2 protein-coding genes are annotated in these 2,241 nt (G+C 74.8%); both read right to left on the bottom strand.

Annotation, left to right across the window (positions count from 1 at the left end; genetic code table 11):
• Positions 1-59: 59 nt before the first annotated feature.
• Positions 60-935 carry a hypothetical protein gene (locus tag GWI24_RS43545; protein WP_374103413.1) on the bottom strand — a complete coding sequence of 292 codons (876 nt, stop codon included), beginning with the start codon at positions 933-935 and terminating at the stop codon, positions 60-62.
• A gap of 92 nt (positions 936-1,027) precedes the next feature.
• The coding region (locus GWI24_RS43540; RefSeq protein WP_247617712.1) for a YeeE/YedE family protein at positions 1,028-2,241 on the bottom strand (1,214 nt) is incomplete at its 5' end.

Here is a 2,241-nt window from a genome sequence, read left to right as displayed (position 1 = left end):
CCAGAAACCGGCCACGATCAGGTACTGGCCCTTGTCGTTGCGGCGGATGTCGCGGACGCTCAGGCCCCCGAGGTCGAGGGTGACCGGGTCGCCGAAGGTGGCGTGGGTGTCCTTGTCGCCCACCGACCGGGCCAGTTCGTCGGCGTTGGTGACCGGGACCAGCAGCGCCTTGCCGCCGTCGGCGGGCGCCACCAGCGGCGCCCGGAAGCCGATGTACGCAGTGGCAGGCCCTGGTACGAGCCGTCGACCTCGAGGTCGGTGGCGGCGCCGGAACCGGAGACGGTGGTGGTAAAGAGGGTGAAGCGGTCCTCCTTCGGCTCACCGTCCTTGTTGTTGCCCAGCGAGCCGGTCCAGTAGATGGTGTCGCCGACGCGGGCCGCGCCCTCGATGTCGATCTCCTTGTCGACGCCCAGGCCGGAGCTGACGTCCCAGGTGCGCATCGGCGCGCCGGACGCGTCGCGCCGGTACAGGCGCAGGACGTTGGACTCGTCGTCGGCGACGACCATATGGCCGCCGCCGACGTCCACGGCGGCGGAGGAGTCGCTGGAGCCGGTCAGGTAGCGGGTGTCGGCGGCGTTCCGCACGGCGCCGGAGGCGGCGTAGTGCAGGGTGGTGGTGGCGCTCCTGCCGCCGAGGCCGGTCACCTTGAGGGTGAGGTGTAGCCCTTGCCGCGCGCCCGTATGGCCACCTCGCGGGTGGCGCCGGTGCCGCTCACCATGACCCCCGGCCTGGGCGACCGAGCCGCGGGTGGTGGCGGTGGCGGACACGGTGAGCGCGCCCGCGTCGGCACCGCTCTGGCCGACCTTCACGGTCACCGTCGGGTCGCCGGTGGCGCCGACGGCGCCGGACAGGTACGAGGTGGTGAGACTGATGGTCGGAGTGCCGTAGCTCGCGCTCCCGGCCACCGCGGAGCCCGGGAGCGCGGACAGCGTCACGGCGCCGGCCGCGAGCGCCAGCGCGGCGGCGGGAAGGACCCGGCGGGTACGGCGCGGGGACTCCCGCGCCTCCCGGCCACGGGCCGGCGCCGTCAGCAGACGCCGTCGCCCGGCTTCGGGTTCCCGAGTCCGAAGAGCGGCCGCAGCTTCAGCCCGGCCCAGGTGCCGAGGAGGGCGAAGGCACCCCAGACCCAGCCGTGCAGGCTGCCGGAGGCGATGCCCGCGAGGTAGGCGCCGATGTTGCAGCCGCCCGCGAACCGGGCACCGATGCCCATCAGCACCCCGCCGAGCACCGCCGCGGTCGCCGTACGCCACGGCACACCACGGTGCAGGGTCCAGGTGCCGCCGAGCGCCGCGGCGACCGCCGCGCCGATCATGATGCCGATGTCGGTGAGGCTGGTCTTGTCGGCGAGCACGGGCCCCGCGAGCATCTCCTTGTTCCCGGGCTGCTGCCACCAGCTCCAGCTCTCCGGGTGGCCGCCGAGCGCGCGGACCAGCTCCGAGCCCCACAGGCTGAAGGCGCTGGTGACGCCCCACGCGCCACCGGAGACGAGCAGCACACCGGCGCCCAGCACGGCCAGCGCCAGCGCGCCGACCGCCAGCGGCCAGGAGCCGCGCAGCACACGGGCGGCGGCACCGCGCGCGGAGGGCACCGGACCGGTCGGCGGCGGGTTGCGGCGGGCCTGGACGCGTCGGCTGACCAGGACGATGGCGGCGAGCACGAGGATCGTCACCGCCCACGAGCCGAACCAGCCGATGTGGTCCGCCATGACGACCGGCTCCAGCGAGGGCAGGTCCTTCCACAGATCGAACTGCCAGGCGGCGAGGGTGGCGCCGCCGATGAAGCCGCCGAGCGTGAGCACGATCGACGTCTGCCCCGAGCCGACCGCGAAGAGGGTGCCGGAGGCGCAGGCCCCACCGAGCTGCATGCCGACGGCGAAGAGGAACGAGCCGATCAGCAGCCCGAGCCCCAGCGGTCCGCCCGAGGGCGCAGGCACGGAGCCGAACAGCCCGGTTTTCGTCCCGATGAGCAGGGCGAACAGCGTGGCCGTCGTGCCCAGCAGCAGGGCGTGGGCGCGCAGCCCGGTGCCGTTGCCGACGGCCACCAGCTGCCGCCAGGCGGAGGTGAAGCCGAAGCGGGAGTGGAAGAGGGCGACGCCCAGGGCGAGGCCGAGCAGCAGCAGGACGCCGGGCTTGGCCCCGTGGGCGGACCATACGTACGCGGTCAGCGCCGCGGCGAGCAGCCCGGACACGGCGAGCGGCACCGGCCGCACCGGCGGCGCGGCGGGCGCCTCCGGCCGCGGCA

Origin of the sequence: Streptomyces sp. MK37H (assembly GCF_018035285.1) — a bacterium.
GTDB classification, from domain to species: domain Bacteria; phylum Actinomycetota; class Actinomycetes; order Streptomycetales; family Streptomycetaceae; genus Streptomyces; species Streptomyces endocoffeicus.
The sequence above is the reverse complement of the archived record's forward strand: the minus strand, read 5'-3'. Positions and strand labels throughout refer to the sequence as shown.